General features: G+C 49.4%; 21 protein-coding genes. All 21 read left to right on the forward strand.

Annotated features, from left to right (window positions below):
* The first annotated feature begins 2 nt into the window (after positions 1-2).
* Positions 3-749: a colanic acid biosynthesis glycosyltransferase WcaE gene (gene wcaE, locus HV311_RS08765; protein WP_049270706.1), complete on the forward strand. Its 747-nt coding sequence runs from the start codon at positions 3-5 to the stop codon at positions 747-749.
* Positions 750-758: 9 nt separating this feature from the next.
* Positions 759-1313, forward strand: a complete 555-nt coding sequence (wcaF, locus tag HV311_RS08770) for a colanic acid biosynthesis acetyltransferase WcaF (protein WP_016153587.1) — start codon at positions 759-761, stop codon at positions 1311-1313.
* Between the two features lie 24 nt (positions 1314-1337).
* Positions 1338-2459, forward strand: coding sequence for a GDP-mannose 4,6-dehydratase (gene gmd / locus HV311_RS08775; RefSeq protein ID WP_016156920.1), 1122 nt, complete (start codon positions 1338-1340; stop codon positions 2457-2459).
* Positions 2460-2461: 2 nt separating this feature from the next.
* Positions 2462-3427 (forward strand): GDP-L-fucose synthase, encoded by a 966-nt coding sequence (gene fcl / locus HV311_RS08780; RefSeq protein WP_016156919.1) that lies wholly within the window; start codon positions 2462-2464, stop codon positions 3425-3427.
* 2 nt (positions 3428-3429) lie between these two features.
* The gene (locus tag HV311_RS08785; protein ID WP_019077132.1) at positions 3430-3909 is read left to right on the forward strand and encodes a GDP-mannose mannosyl hydrolase; all 480 of its coding nucleotides are present in this window, start codon (positions 3430-3432) and stop codon (positions 3907-3909) included.
* Entirely contained in the window at positions 3906-5132 is a 1227-nt protein-coding gene (wcaI, locus tag HV311_RS08790) for a colanic acid biosynthesis fucosyltransferase WcaI (RefSeq protein WP_109017420.1), read from the forward strand. The genes HV311_RS08785 and wcaI overlap by 4 nt, the downstream gene beginning before the upstream one ends.
* Positions 5132-6568 carry a mannose-1-phosphate guanyltransferase gene (gene cpsB / locus HV311_RS08795; protein ID WP_191221185.1) on the forward strand — a complete coding sequence of 479 codons (1437 nt, stop codon included), beginning with the start codon at positions 5132-5134 and terminating at the stop codon, positions 6566-6568. The genes wcaI and cpsB overlap by 1 nt, the downstream gene beginning before the upstream one ends.
* Positions 6569-6695: 127 nt before the next feature.
* Positions 6696-8066 carry a colanic acid biosynthesis phosphomannomutase CpsG gene (gene cpsG, locus HV311_RS08800; RefSeq protein WP_181633506.1) on the forward strand — a complete coding sequence of 457 codons (1371 nt, stop codon included), beginning with the start codon at positions 6696-6698 and terminating at the stop codon, positions 8064-8066.
* Between the two features lie 54 nt (positions 8067-8120).
* Positions 8121-9515, forward strand: a complete 1395-nt coding sequence (gene wcaJ / locus HV311_RS08805) for an undecaprenyl-phosphate glucose phosphotransferase (protein WP_191220982.1) — start codon at positions 8121-8123, stop codon at positions 9513-9515.
* A gap of 1 nt (position 9516) precedes the next feature.
* Complete coding sequence (gene wzxC, locus HV311_RS08810; RefSeq protein ID WP_019077129.1) at positions 9517-10995, forward strand: colanic acid undecaprenyl disphosphate flippase WzxC; 1479 nt, start codon at positions 9517-9519, stop codon at positions 10993-10995.
* 23 nt (positions 10996-11018) lie between these two features.
* Positions 11019-12299: a colanic acid biosynthesis pyruvyl transferase WcaK gene (gene wcaK, locus HV311_RS08815; RefSeq protein WP_101700040.1), complete on the forward strand. Its 1281-nt coding sequence runs from the start codon at positions 11019-11021 to the stop codon at positions 12297-12299.
* Positions 12296-13516, forward strand: coding sequence for a colanic acid biosynthesis glycosyltransferase WcaL (gene wcaL / locus HV311_RS08820; protein ID WP_191220983.1), 1221 nt, complete (start codon positions 12296-12298; stop codon positions 13514-13516). Before wcaK ends, wcaL begins: the two co-directional genes overlap by 4 nt.
* A gap of 11 nt (positions 13517-13527) precedes the next feature.
* On the forward strand, positions 13528-14922 hold the full coding sequence (wcaM, locus tag HV311_RS08825; protein WP_191220984.1) for a colanic acid biosynthesis protein WcaM: 1395 nt from the start codon (positions 13528-13530) through the stop codon (positions 14920-14922).
* A 165-nt stretch (positions 14923-15087) separates the two neighbouring features.
* Positions 15088-15981, forward strand: coding sequence for a GalU regulator GalF (galF, locus tag HV311_RS08830; protein WP_103283994.1), 894 nt, complete (start codon positions 15088-15090; stop codon positions 15979-15981).
* 399 nt (positions 15982-16380) lie between these two features.
* A complete protein-coding gene (gene rfbB, locus HV311_RS08835; protein ID WP_181599280.1) occupies positions 16381-17469 on the forward strand; it encodes a dTDP-glucose 4,6-dehydratase in 1089 nt (362 codons plus the stop codon).
* An 18-nt stretch (positions 17470-17487) separates the two neighbouring features.
* A complete protein-coding gene (gene rfbA / locus HV311_RS08840) occupies positions 17488-18354 on the forward strand; it encodes a glucose-1-phosphate thymidylyltransferase RfbA (RefSeq protein ID WP_181633686.1) in 867 nt (288 codons plus the stop codon).
* Positions 18355-18382: 28 nt separating this feature from the next.
* Positions 18383-19273: a dTDP-4-dehydrorhamnose reductase gene (rfbD, locus tag HV311_RS08845; RefSeq protein WP_191220985.1), complete on the forward strand. Its 891-nt coding sequence runs from the start codon at positions 18383-18385 to the stop codon at positions 19271-19273.
* Positions 19274-19277: 4 nt separating this feature from the next.
* Positions 19278-19826, forward strand: coding sequence for a dTDP-4-dehydrorhamnose 3,5-epimerase (gene rfbC, locus HV311_RS08850; protein WP_181633511.1), 549 nt, complete (start codon positions 19278-19280; stop codon positions 19824-19826).
* Between the two features lie 2 nt (positions 19827-19828).
* The gene (locus HV311_RS08855) at positions 19829-20758 is read left to right on the forward strand and encodes a glycosyltransferase family 2 protein (RefSeq protein WP_191220986.1); all 930 of its coding nucleotides are present in this window, start codon (positions 19829-19831) and stop codon (positions 20756-20758) included.
* A 33-nt stretch (positions 20759-20791) separates the two neighbouring features.
* Positions 20792-21622 carry an ABC transporter permease gene (locus tag HV311_RS08860; protein WP_317985460.1) on the forward strand — a complete coding sequence of 277 codons (831 nt, stop codon included), beginning with the start codon at positions 20792-20794 and terminating at the stop codon, positions 21620-21622.
* Positions 21612-22973, forward strand: coding sequence for an ABC transporter ATP-binding protein (locus HV311_RS08865; protein WP_181633513.1), 1362 nt, complete (start codon positions 21612-21614; stop codon positions 22971-22973). The genes HV311_RS08860 and HV311_RS08865 overlap by 11 nt, the downstream gene beginning before the upstream one ends.
* Positions 22974-22984: the final 11 nt, after the last annotated feature.

Here is a 22984-nt window from a genome sequence, read left to right on the forward strand (position 1 = left end):
GCATGCTGCTCAGTATTATTACCGTCGCCTTTCGTAATCTGGAAGGGATCGTCAAAACTCACGCGTCGTTAGCTCATCTGACGCAGGCGGGTGATATCAGTTTTGAGTGGATTGTTGTTGATGGCGGCTCTTCTGACGGTACCTCGGCCTTTCTTGAAGGGCTCAGTGGAGAGCACCGGTTACGGTTTGTCAGCGAGCCGGATAAGGGCATCTATGATGCAATGAACAAAGGTATCGCTATGGCGCGCGGGCGGTTTGCGCTGTTCCTCAACTCCGGGGATATTCTGCATGCAGATGCGGCTCATTTTATCCGCCAGCTAAAAACGCAGAGCGATAAAGCGATGGTCATTGGCGATGCGTTGCTGGATTTCGGTAATGGTAACAAAATTAAGCGGCGGGCCAAGCCGGGTTGGTATATTTATCACAGCCTTCCCGCCAGCCATCAGGCAATCTTCTTTCCTCTCTCTGGACTGAATGTCTGGCGCTATGATTTGCAATATAAGATATCGTCTGATTACGCGCTGGCAGCCAAATTATACAAGTCAGGTTACGCGTTTAAAAAGCTGAGCGGGCTGGTGTCAGAGTTTTCCATGGGTGGGGTGTCAACGACGAATAATCTGGAATTGTGCCGGGATGCAAAAAAGGTACAGCGCCAGATATTACACATGCCAGGTTTTTGGACCGGGTTGTCAGAATATTTACGTCTGCGCACAACTGGTAAAACAAAAACCTTATATGGAAAAGCGTAAGGGTACATTATGCAGGATTTAAGCGGCTTCAACGTGCCGGGAGGTTTTCGCGGCGGCGGTGCCATTAAAGTGCAATTATGGTGGGCAGTGCAAGCCACATTATTTCGCTGGTCCCCGCAGGTAATGTATCGCTGGCGTGCGTTTTTATTGCGAATGTTTGGCGCAAAAATAGGAAAAAACGTAGTTATTCGACCTTCAGTAAAAATTACTTATCCGTGGAAATTAACCCTGGGAGATTATTCCTGGGTGGGTGATGACGCGGTTTTATATACGCTGGGTGATATTACGATTGGTGCGCACGCGGTTATTTCGCAAAAAAGTTATTTATGCACCGGGAGTCATGATTATGCCAGTCAACATTTTGATATTAACGCCACACCAATTGTAGTTGGTGATAAATGCTGGCTGGCGACAGATGTCTTTGTCGCGCCTGGCGTGACGATTGGCGATGGCACCGTCGTCGGAGCACGCAGCAGTGTATTTAAATCGCTGCCAGCCAATGTCGTTTGTCGGGGAAATCCCGCAATAGTTACACGCGAACGCGTCGAGAAAGTTACTCCCTGAGGGGATCATTTAAGAGGTAATAACATGTCAAAAGTCGCTCTCATCACTGGCGTAACCGGGCAGGATGGTTCTTACCTGGCAGAGTTCCTGCTGGAAAAAGGGTATGAAGTACACGGTATTAAGCGCCGCGCTTCATCATTCAACACCGAACGTGTGGACCATATCTATCAGGATCCGCATTCGGGCAATCCCAAATTCCATCTGCACTATGGCGATTTGACGGACTCCTCCAACCTGACCCGTATTTTACAGGAAGTGCAACCGGATGAGGTCTATAACCTGGGCGCCATGAGTCATGTCGCGGTGTCGTTTGATTCACCGGAATACACCGCGGATGTCGATGCTATCGGCACCTTGCGTTTGCTGGAAGCTATCCGCTTCCTCGGGCTGGAAAAGAAGACCCGTTTTTATCAGGCTTCCACCTCTGAACTGTACGGTCTGGTACAGGAAATCCCGCAGAAAGAGAGCACGCCGTTCTACCCGCGCTCGCCGTATGCCGTTGCCAAGCTGTACGCCTACTGGATAACCGTCAACTACCGCGAATCTTACGGTATGTATGCCTGTAACGGCATTCTGTTTAACCACGAATCTCCGCGCCGCGGGGAAACCTTTGTCACGCGCAAAATTACGCGTGCGATCGCCAACATCGCGCAGGGGCTGGAGTCTTGCCTGTACCTGGGCAATATGGATTCGCTGCGTGACTGGGGGCATGCCAAAGATTACGTCAGGATGCAGTGGATGATGCTGCAGCAGGACAAGCCGGAAGATTTCGTGATTGCCACCGGCGTGCAGTATTCCGTGCGCCAGTTTGTGGAAATGGCCGCCGCTCAGTTGGGGATTAAATTGCGCTTTGAAGGCGAGGGCGTGAATGAGAAAGGCATTGTGGTTTCCGTAACCGGACACGACGCGCCGGGTGTAAAACCTGGGGATGTCATGATTGCCGTCGATCCGCGCTATTTCCGTCCGGCAGAGGTGGAAACGCTGCTGGGCGATCCGGCCAAAGCACATGAAAAACTGGGCTGGAAGCCGGAAATCACGTTGCGCCAGATGATCTCGGAAATGGTTGCCAACGATCTTGAAGCAGCGAAGAAGCATTCCCTGCTGAAGTCGCACGGTTACGAGGTCGCCATCGCGCTGGAGTACTGAGGATGAAGACACAACGTATTTTTGTGGCGGGCCATCGCGGGATGGTGGGGTCCGCCATCGTCAGACAATTGTCGCAGCGAGATAATGTCGAGCTGGTGCTGCGTACCCGCGACCAACTTAACCTGCTGGACGCAAGTGCGGTGCAGGCGTTCTTTGCCACTGAACGTATTGACCAGGTTTATCTGGCGGCGGCTAAAGTCGGCGGGATCGTGGCGAATAATACTTATCCTGCTGATTTTATTTATGAAAACATGATGATTGAGAGCAACATTATTCATGCTGCGCATTTGCATAACGTGAATAAACTGCTGTTCCTCGGATCATCCTGTATTTATCCAAAGCAAGCCACCCAGCCAATAGCCGAAAGCGAGCTGTTGCAGGGGCAGCTGGAACCGACCAATGAGCCGTATGCGATTGCCAAAATTGCCGGGATCAAGCTGTGCGAATCGTATAACCGCCAGTATGGCCGCGATTATCGCTCGGTGATGCCGACCAATCTGTATGGGCCGCATGACAACTTCCACCCGAGTAATTCGCATGTGATCCCGGCGCTGCTGCGCCGCTTTCATGACGCTCGCGAGCACAATACGCCGGATGTGGTGGTGTGGGGAAGCGGGACGCCAATGCGTGAATTTCTGCATGTTGACGATATGGCAGCGGCCAGTATCCACGTGATGGAGCTGGCTCAGGAAGTCTTGCAGGAATATACCCAGCCGATGCTGTCGCATATCAACGTGGGCACCGGCGTGGACTGCACCATCCGCGAACTGGCGCAAACCATCGCGCAGGTCGTGGGTTACAAGGGGCGCGTGGTGTTCGACGCCAGCAAACCGGATGGAACGCCGCGCAAATTGCTCGACGTTACGCGTCTGCATCAGTTGGGCTGGTATCACGAGATATCACTGGAAGCGGGGCTTGCCAGTACCTGGCAGTGGTTCCTTGAAAACCAGCAGCGCTACCGGGGGTAAGCATGTTTTTACGTCATGAGGATTTTGCCACCGTAGTACGTTCAACTCCGCTGATTTCCATCGATTTGATCGTGGAAAACACCCACGGTGAATTTCTGCTCGGTAAGCGTCTCAATCGTCCGGCGCAGGGTTACTGGTTCGTGCCCGGCGGTCGGGTGCAAAAAGATGAACCGCTGCACGTGGCCTTTGAGCGGCTTACCGAAACGGAGCTGGGGTTACGTTTACCGCTGTCCGCTGCGGAGTTTTACGGTGTCTGGCAGCACTTCTATGACGACAACTTTTCTGGGGATGATTTCTCAACGCATTACATCGTGCTGGGATTTCGTCTGCGGGTGTCGGAAAACGACTTGCAACTGCCTGATGTTCAACATGATGCGTACCGTTGGATGGCGGCTACACAGATTCTGGTCAGTGACCACGTGCACGACAACAGTCGGGCTTACTTCTGTAAAACAAGTCAGGCCGGAGTACCCGGGCTATGAAGATCCTCGTGTATGGCATCAACTATTCGCCGGAGTTGACCGGTATCGGCAAATACACCGGTGAAATGGTGGAATGGATGGCGCAGCAGGGGCATGACGTTCGGGTGATCACCGCGCCGCCTTATTATCCCCAGTGGAAGGTAAACGGCAGTTATTCATCCTGGCGCTACCGTCGTGAAGAGGGTGACGCCCTCGTCTGGCGTTGTCCGCTGTATGTGCCTGAGCAACCCTCAACGCTCAAGCGCCTGCTGCATTTAGGCAGTTTCGCCCTGAGCAGTTTTTTCCCGCTACTGGCGCAACGTCGCTGGAAGCCGGATCGCATTATCGGCGTGGTGCCGACGCTGTTTTGCACGCCGGGCATGCGCCTGCTGGCAAAGCTTTGTGGCGCGCGTACGCTATTGCACGTTCAGGATTACGAAGTCGATGCCATGTTGGGGCTAGGAATGGCGGGCAAAGGCACGCGCGGTATGGTGGCAAAACTGGCCAGCGCCTTTGAGCGCAGTGGGCTGTTGAATATGGACCATATTTCGACGATTTCCCGTTCCATGATGCACAAAGCCATGGAAAAAGGCGTTGCGCCGCACAAGGTTATTTTCTTTCCGAACTGGTCAGAAGTGACGCGCTTTCGTGATGTGAGCGACGCCGATGCCCTGGCGTTGTCTAGGCAACTGGGATTGCCTGCCGATCAAAAGATCGTTCTTTACTCAGGCAATATCGGTGAAAAGCAGGGGCTGGAGAGCGTGATAGACGCAGCGGTCGAGTTGAGCGAACACCCCTGGCTGTTTGTGATTGTCGGGCAGGGCGGTGGTAAAGCGCGGCTGGAGAGCATGGCCTGCGAACGCGGCCTGAATAACGTGATGTTCTTTCCGCTGCAATCATATGACGCGCTGCCAGCGTTGCTCAAGATTGCGGATTGTCATCTGGTCGTGCAAAAGCGTGGTGCGGCTGATGCCGTACTGCCCTCCAAATTGACCAATATCCTCGCTGTTGGTGGTAACGCAGTTATTACTGCCGAACCTGAAACCGAGCTGGGTCAGCTTTGTGACGCTCACCCTGGCATTGCGGTGTGCGTGGAGCCGGAGTCGGTAAACGCGCTGGTTTGCGGTATTAAACGGGCGCTGATGATGCCAAAAGTAAACACGGTGGCACGTGATTATGCCGAACGCACGCTGGATAAAGAAAACGTGCTGAGTCAATTTCTTGCAGATATACGGGGTACATGATGAGTCAAAGCAAACTCTTTCCGGTGGTGATGGCCGGTGGCTCGGGTAGCCGTTTATGGCCACTGTCCCGCGTGCTGTACCCAAAGCAGTTCCTGTGCCTGAAAGGCGATCTCACCATGCTGCAGACGACGATTTGCCGTCTGAACGGCGTGGAGTGCGAAAGCCCGGTGGTTATCTGTAATGAACAACACCGTTTTATCGTAGCGGAACAGTTACGACAGCTGCACAAGCTGACTGAGAACATCATTCTCGAACCTGCCGGGCGTAACACGGCACCGGCGATAGCGCTGGCCGCGCTGGCGGCAAAACGTCAAAGTCCGGGTGAGGATCCGCTGCTGCTGGTCTTGGCGGCCGATCACATGATTGCCAACGAAGAGGCATTCCGCGAGGCGGTTCGCAATGCGATGCCCTATGCCGGAGCGGGTAAGCTGGTGACGTTCGGTATCGTGCCGGACCAGCCGGAAACCGGCTATGGCTATATCCGCCGGGGGGACGTCTCGCCGACGAATACCGACGCTGTGGCTTTTGAAGTGGCACAGTTTGTTGAAAAGCCCAATCTGGAAACCGCGCAGGCTTACGTGACGAGCGGCGACTACTACTGGAACAGCGGCATGTTCTTGTTCCGGGCCGGACGTTACCTGGAAGAACTGAAAAAGTATCGTCCCGACATTCTTGAAGCCTGTGAGAATGCCATGAGTACGGTCGACCCCGATCTCGATTTTATCCGCGTTGATGAACAGGCATTCCTCGCCTGCCCGGAAGAGTCTGTGGACTATGCGGTAATGGAACGTACCGCCGATGCGGTGGTGATGCCAATGAACGCAGGCTGGAGCGATGTTGGCTCCTGGTCATCGCTGTGGGAAATCAGTGCCCATACCGCTGAAGGCAATGTGCATCACGGCGACGTCATTAGCCATAAAACGGAAAACAGTTACGTGTATGCCGAATCCGGCCTGGTGACGACCGTCGGGGTGAAAGATCTGGTGGTGGTGCAGACCAAAGACGCGGTGCTGATAGCCGATCGCAACGCGGTGCAGGACGTCAAAAAAGTGGTAGAGCAAATTAAGGCTGACGGGCGTCATGAGCATCATATTCACCGCGAAGTTTATCGTCCGTGGGGCAAGTACGACTCAATTGATGCCGGAGAGCGTTACCAGGTGAAGCGAATTACCGTCAAGCCTGGTGAGGGATTGTCTGTGCAGATGCATCATCACCGGGCTGAACACTGGGTTGTGGTTGCCGGTACCGCGAAGGTGACAATCAATGATGATATCAAACTGCTTGCTGAAAACGAGTCTGTCTATATTCCGCTGGGGGCGACCCATTGTCTGGAGAACCCCGGGAAAATCCCGCTCGATCTGATTGAAGTGCGCTCCGGATCTTACCTCGATGAGGATGATGTGGTGCGGTTTGCGGATCGCTACGGGCGCGCGTAACACAACATCATCGTTGCCGGATGGCGGCGTGAACACCTTATCCGGCCTAAAAACTAACGGCTAGTCATTTTGTGAAAAATATCTCCAGTCAGGAGAGGGCTAACTGTTGCCTGAAGAAGGGTAAATCATGACGAAATTAACCTGTTTCAAAGCCTACGATATTCGCGGCAGGCTGGGCGAAGAGCTGAATGAAGAGATTGCGTGGCGAATTGGCCGCGCTTACGGCGAGTTCCTGAAGCCAAAATCTATTGTTCTGGGCGGCGATGTGCGTCTGACCAGCGAGACGCTGAAGCTGGCGCTGGCGAAAGGGCTGCAGGATGCGGGGGTGAATGTGCTGGATATTGGCATGTCGGGCACCGAAGAGATTTACTTCGCCACCTTCCACCTTGGCATTGACGGCGGTATTGAAGTGACCGCCAGCCATAATCCGATGGATTACAACGGCATGAAGCTGGTGCGGGAAGGGGCGCGGCCCATCAGCGGTGATACCGGTCTGCGCGACGTGCAGCGCCTGGCGGAAGCCAACGACTTCCCGGCGGTTGATGTGACAAAACGTGGCCACTACCAGCGTATTACTACCCGCGATGCCTACATCGACCACCTGCTGGGTTACATCAATCCCGGCAGCCTGAGACCGATGAAGCTGGTGCTTAACTCCGGCAACGGTGCGGCAGGTCCGGTGGTTGACGCCATTGAAGCCCGTTTTAAGGCGCTGGGGGTGCCGGTCGAGTTCATCAAAATTCACAATACGCCGGATGGCAATTTTCCCAACGGTATTCCTAATCCTCTGCTGCCGGAATGCCGGGCCGACACGCGCAATGCGGTGATTGAACACGGTGCGGATATGGGGATTGCCTTCGACGGTGATTTTGACCGCTGCTTCTTGTTCGATGAAAAAGGTCAGTTCATTGAGGGCTATTACATTGTGGGCCTGCTGGCGGAAGCGTTTCTGGAGAAGAATCCGGGGGCGAAAATTATCCACGACCCGCGCCTGTCCTGGAACACTGTGGACGTGGTGACGGCGGCAGGCGGTAAACCGGTGATGTCAAAAACCGGGCACGCGTTTATCAAAGAGCGCATGCGCCATGAAGATGCCATTTATGGCGGTGAAATGAGCGCGCATCACTATTTCCGTGATTTTGCTTACTGCGACAGCGGAATGATCCCGTGGCTGCTGGTGGCGGAACTGCTGAGTCTGAAAGGACAGTCGCTGGGTGAACTGGTCCGTGACCGGATGGTGGCCTATCCGGCGAGTGGGGAAATCAACAGCACGCTGGCAGAGCCGGCGGCAGCGATTGCGCGTGTGGAGCAGCACTTTTCCCGTGAGGCGCTGACGGTGGACAGAACGGACGGTATCAGCATGGCGTTTGTCGACTGGCGCTTCAATTTACGCTCTTCCAATACCGAACCGGTGGTGCGCCTGAACGTGGAATCGCGCGGAAATATTCCGTTGATGGAAGCGCGAACGCGCACTCTTCTGGCGTTACTGAATCAGTAATGCCGGTGCTTCCTTTGCCCGCTTATGGGCAAAGGGTGACTAACAGGAACCACGATGACACATCTAAAAAAGCGCGAACGCGCCAAAACCAATGCGTCGTTAATTTCGATGGTGCAACGCTTTTCAGATATCACCATCATGTTTGGCGGGTTGTGGGTGATCTGCGAATTAAGCGGTTTGCCTTTCCTGTATATGCACCTGCTGGTGGCGCTGATCACGCTGGTCGTTTTTCAGATGCTCGGTGGCATAACGGATTTTTATCGCTCCTGGCGCGGCGTCAAAATTTCCACTGAGCTGGTGCTGTTACTACAAAACTGGACGCTGAGTCTGATTTTTAGCGCAGGTCTGATCGCCTTTAATAACGATTTCGATAACCGTCTCGCCGTCTGGCTGGCATGGTATCTGCTTTCAAGCGTCGGCCTGGTGTTGAGTCGTTCGTTTATTCGCTACGGTGCGGGGTGGCTGCGTAATCGTGGTTATAACACCCGCCGGGTGGCGGTGGCTGGCGACCTGCCCGCCGGACAAATGCTGCTGGACAGTTTTCGCCATGAACCGTGGCTGGGATTTGAAGTGGCGGGGGTCTATCACGACCCAATCCCTGGAAAAAACTCCCGCGACTGGGCCGGTAATCTGCAACAACTGGTGGACGACGCCAAAGCTTCACGCATTCATAACGTTTATATCGCCATGTCGATGAGCGATGGCGCCAGCGTAAAAAAACTGGTGCGTGAGTTGGCCGACACCACCTGCTCGGTGATCCTCATTCCTGATGTCTTTACCTTCAATATTCTGCATTCACGGATTGAAGAGATGAACGGCGTTCCGGTAGTGCCGCTGTATGACACGCCGCTTTCGGGGATTAATCGCCTGTTAAAGCGCGCGGAAGATATCGTGATGGCTTCACTGATCCTGCTGCTTATTTCCCCGGTGCTGTGTGGTATTGCGTTGCTGGTAAAACTGACCTCCAAAGGTCCGGTGATTTTCCGCCAGACCCGCTATGGCATGGACGGGAAGCCGATCAAAGTCTGGAAGTTTCGCTCGATGAAAGTGATGGAGAACGACGCGGTGGTAACGCAGGCGACGCAAAACGATCCGCGCGTTACCCCTGTGGGAAATTTCCTGCGCCGGACGTCGCTCGATGAACTGCCGCAGTTTATTAACGTCCTGACCGGGGGGATGTCTATCGTCGGGCCACGTCCGCATGCGGTGGCGCATAACGAACAGTACCGTCAACTGATCGAGGGCTACATGTTACGCCATAAGGTAAAACCGGGCATTACCGGCTGGGCGCAAATCAACGGCTGGCGCGGTGAAACCGATACGCTGGAAAAAATGGAAAAACGTGTGGAGTTTGACCTCGAATACATTCGCGAGTGGAGCGTGTGGTTCGATATCAAAATTGTTTTTCTGACGGTATTCAAAGGCTTTGTGAACAAAGCGGCGTATTAACATGAGCTTACGAGAAAAAACGCTTAATGGCGCAAAGTGGTCGGCGATTGCTACGGTGATCATTATTGGTCTGGGGCTTATCCAGATGACTGTCCTGGCACGGATTATTGATAACCACCAGTTTGGGTTGTTAACCGTGTCGCTGGTGATCATTGCGCTGGCCGATACGCTGTCGGATTTCGGTATCGCCAATTCAATTATTCAGCGCAAAGACATCGGTTATCTTGAGCTGACGACGCTGTACTGGCTCAACGTTGGGCTGGGTATGGTGGTATGTGTGGTGATGTTTCTGCTTAGCGGGACGATTGCCAGCGTGCTCAATAATCCCGAACTGGCGCCACTCATCAAAACCTTATCGCTGGCGTTTGTGGTGATACCGCACGGGCAGCAGTTTCGCGCGCTGATGCAAAAAGAGCTGGCCTTCAACAAAATTGGCATGATTGAAACCAGTTCGGTGTTGGCCGGTTTTACCTTTACCGTGGTCAGCGCCCATTTCTGGCCGCTCGCGCTGACGGCCATTCTCGGGTATCTGGTGAACAGTACGCTACGAACGCTGCTGTTCGGCTATTTTGGTCGCCGGATTTACCGTCCGGGACTGCATTTTTCGCTGGCATCTGTTTCGTCGAATCTGCGTTTTGGCGCGTGGCTGACGGCAGACAGTATTATCAATTACCTCAATACCAACCTTTCCACGTTGGTTTTAGCCAGAACGTTGGGCGCAGGTGTGGCGGGCGGATTCAATCTCGCCTGGAACGTGGCGGTTGTTCCCCCGATCAAACTGAACCCGATTATTACCCGTGTCCTGTTTCCGGCGTTTGCCAAAATTCAGGACGACAGTGAAAAGCTACGGGTGAATTTTTACAAGCTGCTGTCGGTGGTTGGGATCATCAATTTCCCGGTACTCCTGGGATTGATGGTGGTGTCGAACAATGTGGTGCCGCTGGTATTTGGCGAGAAGTGGAACGGTATTATTCCCGTCTTGCAACTGCTGTGCATTGTTGGACTGCTGCGCTCTGTGGGGAATCCGATCGGTTCACTGCTGATGGCGAAAGCACGGGTCGACATCAGCTTCAAATTCAATGTGTTCAAAACCTTTCTGTTTATTCCCGCCATTTTCATCGGTGGTCATCAGGCCGGGGCGATTGGCGTGACGCTGGGCTTTTTGCTGGTCCAGGTGATTAACACGATCCTCAGTTACTTCGTGATGATCAAACCTGTTCTTGGCTCCAGCTACCGCCAGTACATGCTCAGTCTGTGGCTGCCGTTATATCTCTCTTTACCTACCCTTGTGGTGAGCTATGCGCTGGACGTAATGCTGCGCAGCCAACTGTCGCCAGGTGCGTTGCTGGGGATCCAGGTAGCGGCAGGAGCGCTGGCGTTTGCGGCGATGATTGTGGTGTCGCGCCATCCGTTAGTGGTGGAAATAAAACGCCAGCTCTGCCGCAGTGAAAAAATGAAAACCTTGCTCCGTGCAGGATAAGAACAACGCTTTAAGAGGTCATAATGAAACTATTAATTTTAGGCAACCATACCTGTGGGAACCGTGGGGATAGCGCGATTCTGCGCGGTTTGCTGGATGCCATTAACGCGTTGCGTCCTGAGACTGAAGTGGATGTTATGAGCCGTTATCCGGTGAGTTCTTCGTGGTTGCTGAACCGCCCGGTGATGGGCGATCCGCTGTATTCGCAGATGAAGCAACACAATAACGCCGCGGGCGTTATGGGACGCGTGAAGAAAGTGCTGCGTCGTCGCTATCAGCATCAGGTGCTGCTCTCGCGTGTCACCGATTCCGGTAATCTGCGCAATATCGCGATCGCCCAGGGGTTTACCGATTTTGTTCGTCTACTGTCGCACTACGACGCCATTATCCAGGTCGGCGGATCGTTTTTTGTCGATCTGTATGGCGTACCGCAGTTTGAACATGCCCTGTGTACGTTTATGGCGAAAAAACCGCTGTACATGATTGGCCACAGCGTGGGGCCATTTCAGGATGAACAGTTTAATCAACTGGCAAACTACGTTTTTGGACACTGTAATGCATTGATTTTGCGTGAATCCGTCAGTCTGGATCTGATGAAGCGCAGTGCAATAAACACGGATAAAGTCGAAACCGGGGTAGATACCGCCTGGCTGGTAAATAACCATGATGAGGATTATGAGCCTGGTTATGCCGTACAGCACTGGTTACACATGGCGGCAAAACAGAAGACCGTTGCCATTACTCTGCGTGAGCTGGCTCCTTTTGATAAGCGTCTGGGGACAACGCAGCAGGCCTATGAGCAAGCTTTTGCTGGGGTAGTGAACCGCATCCTTGATGAAGGTTACCAGGTGATAGCGCTGTCAACCTGTACCGGTATTGATAGTTACAACAAAGATGACCGCATGGTGGCGTTGAACCTGCGCCAGTATGTTAACGACCCGGGCCGTTATCACGTGGTGATGGATGAACTCAACGACCTGGAGATGGGGAAAATTTTGGCTGCATGCGATCTGACGGTGGGGACTCGTTTACACTCGGCCATCATCTCGATGAATTTTATGACGCCAGCCATCGCCATTAATTATGAGCATAAATCGGCAGGGATCATGCAACAACTGGGGTTAGCAGAGATGGCCGTCGATATTCGCCATCTGCTCGATGGCAGCCTGGAAGGGAAGGTCGCCGATGCTCTCGGACAGCTACCTGAGCTGAACATACGTCTCGGCGACGCGGTTAGGCGTGAGCGTGAACGTGGGGTGAACATGGTGCAATCGGTTTTAACGCGTATTGAGGGGGAAAAATGAAGGTTGGCTTTTTCCTGCTTAAATTTCCGCTCTCCTCCGAGACCTTTGTACTCAATCAGATTACCGCATTTATCGACATGGGCTACGACGTGGAAATTGTCGCGTTGCAGAAGGGCGATCTTGAAAATACGCATGCCTCATTTAATACCTACCGGCTGGGTGAAAAAACGCGCTGGTTACTGAATGAGCCGAACAGCAAACTGGCGAAGCTTAAGTATAGGGCAGTGGCGGCCCTGCGCGGTATTACCCGCGCAGGCACCTGGAAAGCGCTGAATGTTTCACGCTATGGCGATGAGGCGCGCAATCTGATTTTGGCGGCCATTTGTGGCGCGAACCCGCGGGCGTTTGAAGCGGATGTGTTTATCGCTCATTTTGGACCCGCAGGCGTAACGGCCGCCAAACTGCGTGAGCTAGGGATGATTCGCGGCAAAATCGCCACGGTATTTCACGGCATTGATGTTTCGCATCGGGATGTGCTTGCCCACTACACCCCTGAATATCAGCAACTGTTTGAACGTGGGGATTTGATGTTACCTATCAGCAACCTCTGGGCCGGACGTTTAAAAAATATGGGGTGCCCGCCGCAGAAAATCGCGGTCTCGCGCATGGGAATCGATATGACGCGCTTTACGCCCCGCGAGTTGAAATCGCCAGCCGCACCGCTGGAGATTATCTCTGTCGCCCGGTTAACTGAGAAAAAAGGACTGCACGTTGCCATCGAAGCCTGTCGTCAGTTGAAAGAGCAGGGCGTCGCATTCCGTTATCGCATCCTTGGCATAGGCCCCTGGGAGCGTCGTCTGCGTACGCAGATCGAGCAATATCAACTTGATGATGTGATTGAGATGCCAGGCTTTAAACCCAGCCATCAGGTGAAGGAAATGCTTGAGCAGGCCGATGTCTTTTTGCTGCCCTCAATTACCGGAAGGGATGGCGATATGGAGGGGATCCCGGTGGCGCTGATGGAGGCGATGGCGGTGGGCATCCCGGTGATTTCCACCGTCCATAGTGGGATCCCTGAACTGGTCGAGTCGGGCAAGTCTGGCTGGCTGGCACCGGAAAACGATGCGCAGGCGCTGGCAGAGCGATTAGCGGCATTTAGCCTGCTCGACAGTGAGCAGGTGCAGCCGATTGTGCAGTGCGCGCGAGAAAAAATTGCAAAAGAATTTAATCAGTTAGCGATCAATAAACAGTTAGCCAGTCTGCTGCAAACGATGTAAATCGAGGTTGTATGTCAGAGAAAAAACTCTCACGCCGTACTTTTCTGGCGGCAGGCTCTGCGCTTGTCGTGCTGCATTCTCCCGTTGTTCGGGCGCTAGAATCATCGGGCAGCGTCAACATTCAGGATTACAACCCACAGGATTGGGTGGCCTCTTTCAGGCAGGCGTTCAAAGAAGGACAAACGGTCGTCGTACCAACAGGGCTGGAATGTAAGGATCTCAATACCGCCATCGTTATCCCGCCAGGCAAAACGCTATTCCTGCAAGGGCGAATAAGCGGCAATGGCCGTGGGCGCTTTGTTCTGCAGGATGGATGCAAGGTGATGGGCGAGCAGGGCGGGAGCCTGAGGAACGTTACCCTCGATGTGCGGGGGTCGGACTGTGTGATAAAAGGGATTGCCATGAGCGGTTTCGGTCCGGTGACGCAAATCTATATCGGCGGTAAAACCTCGAGGCTGATGCGTAATCTGATTATCGATGATATTACCGTCACGCGCGCTAACTATGGCATTTTGCGTCAGGGTTTTCATAATCGAATGGACGGCGTAAAGATCACGAACAGCCGTTTTAGCGATTTACAGGGTGATGCTATCGAGTGGAATGTAGCGATAAACGACAGCAACATCCTCATTTCTGACCATGTCATTGAACGTATCAACTGTACCAACGGCAACGTGAACTGGGGCATTGGCATCGGTCTGGCGGGGAGTACCTATGACAATACCTATCCCGATGAACTGGCGGTAAAAAACTTTGTGGTAGCGAACATCACCGGTAGCGACTGCCGACAGTTAGTCCATGTGGAGAACGGCAAACACTTTATTATTCGTAATATTACCGCGCGAAATATCACCCCGGATTATAGCAAGAAAGCGGGCATTGATAATGCGACGGTCGCTATTTACGGATGTGATAATTTCGTAATTGATAATATCAATATGGAGAATAGCGCAGGTATGCTCATTGGTTACGGCGTAATCAAAGGGCGTTATTTATCCATTCCACAAAACTTTAAGTTAAATAATATCCATCTGGATAATACGAAACGTGAATACAAATTGCGCGGTATTCAGATCTCCTCTGGTAATGCGACTTCATTTGTGGCGATTACCAATGTGGAGATGAAACGTGCCACGCTTGAGTTGCATAACCAACCACAGCACCTTTTTTTACGTAACATCAAGGTGATGCAGCAATCCGCGACGGGACCCGCGCTTAAGATGCACTTCGATCTCCGTCAGGATGTGCGCGGCAAGTTTATGGCTAAACAGGACACATTACTCTCGCTGGCGAATGTCCATGCGGTAAACGAAACCGGGCAAAGCTCAGTTGACATCGACCGGGTAAACCATCAGGTGGTGAATGTCGAAGCGGTGAATTTTCGACTCCCGGGACGGGAGAGGTAACTTTGCGACCATTCCTGGCTAAAGTGACACCTCCATGGGATTAAGATTACTGCATTGCGAAGTTAAGCGGCGTAACATACGCTGCATCGGAGTAATGTAATTCATACTGGCTAAAACAAGCTAAAAAGCTATAATTCAGCAACAATTGAATAGGTGAATGACTTAATGATTAATTTGAAAGCAGTTATTCCGGTAGCAGGTCTGGGGATGCACATGTTGCCTGCCACGAAGGCAATCCCTAAAGAGATGCTACCGATCGTAGACAAGCCGATGATTCAATACATTGTCGACGAAATTGTAGCTGCAGGTATCAAAGAAATCGTGCTGGTGACTCATGCGTCTAAGAACGCGGTTGAGAACCACTTCGACACCTCTTACGAACTCGAATCGTTGCTTGAGCAGCGTGTTAAGCGCCAGCTATTAGCCGAGGTGCAGTCTATCTGTCCTCCTGGCGTGACTATTATGAACGTTCGTCAGGCTCAGTTACTGGGCCTGGGTCATTCAATTCTTTGTGCTCGCCCAATTGTTGGGGATAACCCGTTTGTCGTCGTATTACCTGACGTTGTTCTTGATACAGCGAGCGCGGATCCGCTGCGCTACAACCTGGCTGCCATGGTTGCTCGTTTTAATGAAACCGGGCGTAGTCAGGTGCTGGCTAAGCGTATGGAAGGCGATCTGTCTGAGTACTCTGTTATTCAGACCAAAGAGCCTTTAGATAACGAAGGCAAAGTCAGCCGTATTGTTGAATTCATTGAAAAACCAGACCAGCCGCAGACTCTGGATTCCGATCTGATGGCAGTAGGGCGCTACGTGCTTTCTGCTGATATCTGGGCAGAACTGGAGCATACCCAGCCCGGTGCCTGGGGGCGTATTCAGTTGACGGATGCTATTGCTGAGCTGGCTAAAAAACAGTCGGTTGATGCGATGCTGATGACGGGTGACAGCTACGACTGCGGGAAGAAGATGGGGTATATGCAGGCGTTTGTTAAGTACGGGCTGCGTAACCTGAAAGAAGGGCCGAAGTTCCGCGTAAGTATTGAAAAGTTGCTCACTAAGTAGTCATAAATAAGACGTGCAAGAATTTGCTTACTGTAAAGGCAGTTGAGGACAAAAGAAGAGATAATAGGCTTCAGTCGTCTTCACTGCTTTTTATTTTTGGCTAATTGACTCAGTGATTAAGGTTGAAATTTGTACCTTCGGAGCTGGTTAACAGTGCGAGATTTTTCTTGTTTCCCTGTAGGTTTGAGCAGAAAATAGATGTAACATTTTGTGCTTGGTAACGATTTTCAACTACGTTATTCTACGCGCTTTCACAGAAATTGACGGTAGTTGTATCTAGTACGCTGGTAGCTATAGAGCCAGGGGCGGTAGCGTGCCTTGATAAAGCATGTTTTTCGCTCATCTTATAGTCTGCCCGGTGCGTTATTTAAATTAGCAAAAGTAAAACGGAAGATTCACGTGAAAATATTGGTCACTGGTGGGGCAGGGTTTATTGGATCTGCTGTTGTTCGGCACATCATAAATAATACGCAAGATGCTGTTGTTAATGTTGATAAATTAACCTACGCAGGTAATCTTGAGTCTTTGGCTGAGATTTCCAGTAATAGCCGTTACGTTTTTGAACGTGCGGATATTTGTGATGGTGACGCAATGGCGCGCATTTTCGCAGAACATCAACCGGATGCGGTGATGCATCTTGCAGCTGAAAGCCATGTGGATCGCTCTATTACTGGGCCAGCTGCGTTTATTGAAACCAACATTGTTGGAACCTACGTACTGCTTGAAGCCGCGCGAAAATACTGGTCGCAACTGGATGATCCCCGTAAGGCTGCGTTTCGTTTCCACCATATTTCAACTGATGAAGTGTATGGTGATTTACCTCATCCTGATGAGGTTCCTGCCGGTACAGAATTGCCACTGTTTACAGAAAAAACGCCTTATTCCCCAAGCAGTCCTTATTCCTCTTCCAAGGCATCCAGCGACCATTTGGTTCGCGCCTGGCGCCGTACTTACGGCATGCCAACGCTGGTGACCAACTGCTCCAATAACTATGGTCCGTACCATTTCCCGGAAAAGCTCATTCCACTAATCATTCTGAATGCACTGGCCGGTAAACCTCTGCCGGTGTATGGCAACGGTGAGCAGATTCGTGACTGGCTGTATGTGGAAGACCACGCGCGTGCGCTGTATAAAGTCGTGACCACTGGTGTGGCGGGTGAAACCTATAATATTGGCGGCCACAACGAGCGTAAGAATATCGAAGTGGTCAACACGATTTGTACTATTCTCGATGAGATTATTTCTAACAAACCTGATGGAATTAGTAGCTATTCACAATTAGTTACTTATGTCGCCGATCGCCCCGGCCACGACCTACGTTATGCCATTGATGCAAGCAAAATACAGGATGAGCTAGGCTGGGTTCCTGAAGAGACCTTCGAGTCAGGCATCAGAAAAACTGTTGAATGGTATCTCAACAATCAGGGGTGGTGGAAACGTGTAATGGATGGTTCTTACGCAGGCGAACGTCTGGGTCTGACGGATTAATAATTACAGGACATAATGATGAAAGGCATTGTATTAGCGGGTGGTTCCGGAACCCGTCTGTATCCTATTACTCAGGGGGTGTCGAAACAGCTGTTACCCGTTTACGACAAACCTATGATTTTTTATCCCATTTCTGTGCTGATGCTGGCTGGGATACGTGACATTTTAATTATTACAACACCGGAAGATATGCCGTCATTTCAGCGTCTGCTGGGAAATGGTGAGCAGTTTGGGATCCGCCTCTCCTATGAGGTGCAGCCGTCCCCGGATGGCCTGGCTCAGGCTTTTATCATCGGCGAAGAGTTCATTAACAATGAACCTTGTGCGCTGGTACTCGGTGACAATATCTATTTTGGTCAGAGTTTTGGTAAAAAACTAGAAGCTGCCGCGCAGTTAACCAACGGGGCAGTGGTCTTCGGGTATCAGGTCCAGGATCCCGAGCGTTTTGGGGTGGTTGAGTTTGATGGAAATAACAAAGCTCTCTCTATCGAAGAAAAACCGCTGAAACCTAAATCCAACTGGGCGGTCACCGGCCTCTACTTTTATGACAGCAACGTAGTGGAAATGGCGAAACGTGTTAAGCCTTCCGCTCGTGGCGAACTAGAAATTACTACCCTGAACCAGATGTATCTTGATCAGGGGGATCTGCAGGTTGAACTGCTGGGGCGTGGCTTTGCATGGCTTGACACTGGTACCCATGACAGCTTGGTAGAAGCATCCCAGTTTATACATACCATTGAAAAACGTCAGGGTATGAAGGTTGCTTGCCTGGAAGAGATTGCATATCGTAAAGGCTGGTTAGCTAAAGCCCAGGTTGCGGAACAGATTAAGAAACTCTCCAAAACGGATTACGGTCGTTATCTACAGATGTTGATTAACGAATAAAAGTGAATGCGCTGTGGCCGGAAAAACAATGAAAATTTTATTAATAGGTAAAAATGGTCAGGTTGGCTGGGAATTACAACGCTCTTTGTCAACATTGGGTGAAGTTATTGCTGTTGACTTTTTTGATAAAGAATTATGCGGTGATTTGACTAATCTGGAAGGTATTGCGCAGACTATTCGTCAAGTCAAACCGGATGTAGTGGTCAACGCTGCAGCACATACTGCAGTAGATAAAGCTGAAAGCGAACGTGAACTTTCACAGTTATTAAATGCAGACAGCGTGGAAGTGATCGCGAAGGAATCTGCTCTTCTGGGAGCGCTGCTTGTACATTACTCCACTGACTATGTTTTTAATGGGGAAGGTACACATTTCCGTCTTGAAGATGAAGACACCGGTCCATTAAATACCTATGGCGAAACCAAGCTAGCGGGTGAAATTGCAGTTGCTTCAAATAACCCACGTCACTTTATCTTTCGTACGAGTTGGGTTTTTGCAACACGTGGCGCAAACTTTGCTAAAACCATGCTGCGTTTGGCGAAAGAGAAAGAAGAGTTGTCGATCATTAACGATCAGTTTGGAGCTCCAACAGGCGCGGAGTTGTTGGCTGATTGTACGGCAATAGCTATCCGTGCTGCGGTGACCAATCATACGCTTTATGGCACTTATCACTTGGTCGCCAGTGGAGAAACAACCTGGTACGATTATGCTCAGTTTGTTTTTGATATTGCTCGTGATCTCGGTGAATCGCTGGTTATTAGCAATGTTAAAGGCATTGATACATCAGCATATCCTACTCCGGCAAAGCGCCCGCTTAATTCGCGCTTATCAAACCTGAAATTCCAAAGAGCGTTTGCTACAGTAATTCCAGATTGGACCGTAGGCGTCAAACGTGTTGTAACTGAAATACTTGGAAAGTAAATAAATGAATATCATTAAAACTGCAATTCCGGAAGTTCTTATTCTTGAGCCAAAGGTTTTTGGTGATGCACGTGGATTCTTCTTTGAAAGTTTTAGCCAGAAGGGTTTTGAAGAGGCTGTAGGTAAGAAAATCGAATTTGTGCAAGACAACCATTCACAGTCACAAAAAAGCGTGCTACGTGGATTGCACTACCAATTGGAACCAAATGCCCAAGGTAAGCTTGTTCGTTGTATTGAAGGTGAAGTCTTTGATGTTGCAGTCGATATTCGCAAACATTCAGCCACTTTCGGTCAATGGGTTGGTGTGGTTTTAAGTGCTGAGAATAAGCGTCAGTTTTGGATTCCGGAAGGATTTGCTCATGGTTTTTTAACCCTGAGCGACACTGCCCAATTTGTATATAAAGCAACAAATTACTACGCTCCTCAGTCAGAACGCTGTATTATCTGGAATGATCCGCAAATTGATATCAAATGGCCAGCCACCTCTCAAATTCAGCTCTCAGCTAAAGATGAGAAAGGGCTATTATTATCAGATGCGGAAACCTACCTCTAATCATGAAGAAAGATGAGAGAGTCGCTATTCTTTTGTGTACTTACAACGGAATTAAGTTCTTACACAAACAGCTTGACTCAATTATAAATCAGACGTACCAGAATTGGGTTGTTTTCGTATCTGATGATGGTTCAACTGATGGTACCATTGATATCATCCATGAGTATCAGCAAAGCTATGGGCAGGATAAGATTGTCCTGATTGGTGGCCCTAATAAAGGCTTTGCATGGAACTTTATATCCGCGCTCGAGTATTGTGGAGAGGGATTTGATTATTTTGCATTCTGCGATCAGGATGATGAATGGCTTGATGAGAAGTTGACTTGTGCATTAAATCATTTGACTTCTAAGGCTGGTCAGGTGCCAGCTGTGTACTGTGGTAGAACCATTCTGACTGACGCAGTAGGGCGAGAAATTGGTTTATCGCCCTTATTTACGAAAACACCATCTTTCCGCAATGCTTTGGTTCAGAGTATTGCAGGTGGTAATACAATGGTAATGAACAAACCTGCCAGGGATATTGTCATAAATACACCGAAATGGCAGGAAATAATTTCACACGATTGGTGGGTTTATCTTTTGATTACAGGTTGTGGGGGGAGTGTTTATTATGATCGTTCACCTACAATAAAGTACCGGCAACACCAAGAAAATATCATCGGGTCAAATCTAACAATTTTTGCTCGGTTTCAGCGAATTAAGAAATTAATGGGTGGGCATTTTAAACGTTGGAATGATAAAAATATTGAGCTTTTAAAACCATTCAGAGAACAACTAACTACTGAGAATGCTAAAGTCTTACGCAGTTTCGAGAATAAAAGAAATGCTGATATTTTTAGCAGGATCAAGATGATTTACGAATTGCGCTTATATCGACAAACTTTGTGCGGAAATATCGCTCTAATTGTCGCCATTTTTCTTAACAAAATTTGATGTTGGAAAGGTAATTTTTTTTGAGGTGAAGATGTGAGTGTGAAAATAAATGCGGCTTCCTTAAGTTCACTAACTAACTCGCTATGGCTGAATCGAAGTCTTATTTTTCAAATGACAAAAAGAGATATTCTTAGTAAGTATAAAGGTTCTGCGATTGGTGTTGTATGGTCTCTAATTAATCCCATTCTCATGCTTATGATATATACTTTGGTTTTTTCTGTAGTATTTAAAGCTCGATGGGGAGCCGCTGCTGTTAATGAACCGAAAACTCAGTTTGCAATTATACTATTCGTTGGTTTGATAATGCATTCATTCTTGGCTGAATGTTTATTAAGAGCACCAAACTTGATTTTGCAGTATTCGAATTATGTTAAAAAGGTTGTATTTCCTCTGGAGATATTACCTATTGTTATTGTACTTTCTGCGGTATTTCAGAGCTTAATCAGCAGTGCAGTTTTGATCATGGCTTTTTTTATATTTAACGGCTTTGTTAACTGGACAATAATTTTCGCTCCACTGGTGTTTTTACCATTAATAATTTTATCTCTTGGGCTTACTTGGCTCATTTCCTCTTTAGGGGTTTACATTCGTGATATTGGTCAATCAATCGGGGTCATTGTTACTGTGCTGATTTTCTTATCTCCCGTTTTTTACCCTCTTTCTGCGTTACCTTCTGGAATGCAACATATTGTACTTCTTAATCCGTTGACATACATAATCGAACAATCCCGGAGTGTGATTGTTTGGGGACAATTACCCGACTTCGTGGGACTGAGCATTTATTCATTTGTCTCTTTATGTCTTACTTATTTTTGCTATATCTGGTTTCAGAAAACCAGAAAGGGATTTGCTGATGTCATCTGATTTGTATGCAATCGAGATTAATAATATCAGTAAATGTTACCAAGTCTATGATAACCCACTAAAACGCTTAAAAGAGTTTGTGGTACCTAAAGTTCATCATCGATTGGGTAAGGTATCACGATTATATCATGATGATTTTTGGGCCTTGCAAGACGTAAGCTTCCGCCTAAAAAAAGGTGAGACTGTAGGCATTGTTGGTAAAAATGGATCCGGTAAATCCACACTTTTGCAAATTATAGCTGGCACGCTAACACCTACAAGTGGGAATGTAAAATTAAATGGTCGGGTTGCCGCGTTACTTGAATTGGGGGCAGGTTTTAATAATGATTTCTCTGGCCGTGAAAATATATACTTGAATGCAGCTTTACTGGGACTTAGTCGAACTGAAATAGAAGAAAAGATCGATGATATTATAAGTTTTGCTGATATTGGTCATTTTATAGAGTCGCCGGTACGTTCCTATTCAAGTGGAATGTTAGTCCGCTTGGCTTTTGCTATTCAGGCACAAATTGAGCCTGAAATATTGATCGTTGATGAAGCACTCGCTGTAGGGGATGCTAAATTTCAAGCTAAATGTTTTGCTCGATTGAAACAGTTGAAAGAAAAAGGAACGTCGATCCTGTTCGTATCACACGCGACTGAACAAATTGTGACCCACTGTGATTCTGCCATCCTAATAAACGATGGCGTCTTGCTTATGGAAGATACGCCACGCATGGTGGTCAATAAGTATCTTGATCTCTTGTTCGGTAAGACGGATGAAAAGAAGGTTGCTGAACAGGAAGTCGAGTCGAGTATAGAGCAACTACTGTCGGAAGAAAAACTGCAAGATGACGTGGCGCAAGACAGCTGGATAAAAAATAGTATTGGTTATGAATTAAGGCCTAACTACAATGCTTCTGAATATCGTTGGGGCGATCGAAAAGCGGAACTTGTTGATTACCGCCTGATTCAGGATGACAAAGAATATCCACTGGTTATCGAAGGTGAGCGTGCAATTCATCTGGATTTTTATGTAAGGTTTACAGAGGCGGTGTACCGCCCTATTTTTGGTTTTGCTCTTAAAACCAAGGAAGGGATAACAATTTATAATACTAACAATGAATTTCAGAATATTGATATATCAAAACCTTTTAATCCAGGTGATATTATGCATGTTTCTTTGACAATGCCTGTCAATCTGGCCACCGGAGATTATTTCATCTCCGTAGGTATTGCTAGTTGTAATGAGGGTGGCTCTGTAGTGCCACATGACAGGCGTTATGACTCTATACATTTGAGTGTGACTAATCGTGTGCAGTTTATCGGTTTAGTTAACTTAGGCACTCGAATCAGTTTCAATGAATTATGACATCACTTTGA

It is taken from the genome of Citrobacter sp. RHBSTW-00881, assembly GCF_013728515.1.
Classification (GTDB): domain Bacteria; phylum Pseudomonadota; class Gammaproteobacteria; order Enterobacterales; family Enterobacteriaceae; genus Citrobacter; species Citrobacter braakii.

Bases quoted from the DNA above. Each gene is read 5' to 3' on its own strand.
- wcaF (WP_016153587.1), top strand. From the start codon at position 759: ATGCAGGATTTAAGCGGCTTCAACGTGCCGGGAGGTTTTCGCGGCGGC.
- rfbA (WP_181633686.1), top strand. From the start codon at position 17,488: ATGAAAGGCATTGTATTAGCGGGTGGTTCCGGAACCCGTCTGTATCCT.
- galF (WP_103283994.1), top strand. From the start codon at position 15,088: ATGATTAATTTGAAAGCAGTTATTCCGGTAGCAGGTCTGGGGATGCAC.
- cpsG (WP_181633506.1), top strand. From the start codon at position 6,696: ATGACGAAATTAACCTGTTTCAAAGCCTACGATATTCGCGGCAGGCTG.
- gmd (WP_016156920.1), top strand. From the start codon at position 1,338: ATGTCAAAAGTCGCTCTCATCACTGGCGTAACCGGGCAGGATGGTTCT.
- wcaE (WP_049270706.1), top strand. From the start codon at position 3: ATGCTGCTCAGTATTATTACCGTCGCCTTTCGTAATCTGGAAGGGATC.
- wzxC (WP_019077129.1), top strand. From the start codon at position 9,517: ATGAGCTTACGAGAAAAAACGCTTAATGGCGCAAAGTGGTCGGCGATT.
- cpsB (WP_191221185.1), top strand. From the start codon at position 5,132: ATGAGTCAAAGCAAACTCTTTCCGGTGGTGATGGCCGGTGGCTCGGGT.
- wcaI (WP_109017420.1), top strand. From the start codon at position 3,906: ATGAAGATCCTCGTGTATGGCATCAACTATTCGCCGGAGTTGACCGGT.
- rfbD (WP_191220985.1), top strand. From the start codon at position 18,383: ATGAAAATTTTATTAATAGGTAAAAATGGTCAGGTTGGCTGGGAATTA.
- rfbC (WP_181633511.1), top strand. From the start codon at position 19,278: ATGAATATCATTAAAACTGCAATTCCGGAAGTTCTTATTCTTGAGCCA.
- wcaK (WP_101700040.1), top strand. From the start codon at position 11,019: ATGAAACTATTAATTTTAGGCAACCATACCTGTGGGAACCGTGGGGAT.
- wcaL (WP_191220983.1), top strand. From the start codon at position 12,296: ATGAAGGTTGGCTTTTTCCTGCTTAAATTTCCGCTCTCCTCCGAGACC.
- fcl (WP_016156919.1), top strand. From the start codon at position 2,462: ATGAAGACACAACGTATTTTTGTGGCGGGCCATCGCGGGATGGTGGGG.
- HV311_RS08865 (WP_181633513.1), top strand. From the start codon at position 21,612: ATGTCATCTGATTTGTATGCAATCGAGATTAATAATATCAGTAAATGT.
- HV311_RS08785 (WP_019077132.1), top strand. From the start codon at position 3,430: ATGTTTTTACGTCATGAGGATTTTGCCACCGTAGTACGTTCAACTCCG.
- wcaJ (WP_191220982.1), top strand. From the start codon at position 8,121: ATGACACATCTAAAAAAGCGCGAACGCGCCAAAACCAATGCGTCGTTA.
- HV311_RS08855 (WP_191220986.1), top strand. From the start codon at position 19,829: ATGAAGAAAGATGAGAGAGTCGCTATTCTTTTGTGTACTTACAACGGA.
- wcaM (WP_191220984.1), top strand. From the start codon at position 13,528: ATGTCAGAGAAAAAACTCTCACGCCGTACTTTTCTGGCGGCAGGCTCT.